Genomic DNA, 585 nt, shown 5'->3' with positions numbered 1-585 from the left:
CCGGTCTCGGCACCGCGACCGCCACCGGCGGTCAGGACGCGTCGAAGCTCTTCGACGACTCGTCCACCTCGCAGCTGACCTTCACCTCGGCGACCCCCCAGATCACCTGGGCGTTCCGCGGTGGCAGGCAGAAGCCGACGTCCTACACGGTCACCTCCGGGGCCGGCGCGGGCGACCCGGCGGACTGGCGCCTGCAGGGCTCCAACGACGGCCTCACCTGGACCACTGTGGACTCCCGCACGGACCAGGTGTTCCCGTGGCGCAACCAGACCCGCCCGTACTCGATCGACAAGCCGGGACGGTTCGCGCAGTTCCGCCTTGCCGTGACGAAGACCGTCGGTGCCGCGCAGACCAACCTCGCCGAGGTGGAGCTGCTCGCCGGGGGTGACCTCGACCTCGCGGGCGGCGACATCACCGTCACGGCCACCCAGGGTGTGCACGCGACCGCCGGCGTGCCCGTCTCGGTGCCGCTGGCCACCGTCACCGGCGGTGACGCCAACGGCTACCAGGCCACCATCGACTGGGGTGACGGCACGCCGGCCACCGCCGGCACCGTGACGGTGAACTCGCGGGCCGTCTACCGCA

At 72.3% G+C, this 585-nt stretch carries 1 pseudogene; it reads left to right on the top strand.

Features of this window, described 5'->3' with window-relative positions:
* Nucleotides 1-585, top strand: a pseudogene (locus KBX53_RS35185) (ATP-binding protein); the annotation flags it as partial.

Source organism: Micromonospora sp. M51, from assembly GCF_018070305.1.
Lineage (GTDB): Bacteria > Actinomycetota > Actinomycetes > Mycobacteriales > Micromonosporaceae > Micromonospora > Micromonospora parva.
The sequence above is the reverse complement of the archived record's forward strand: the minus strand, read 5'-3'. Positions and strand labels throughout refer to the sequence as shown.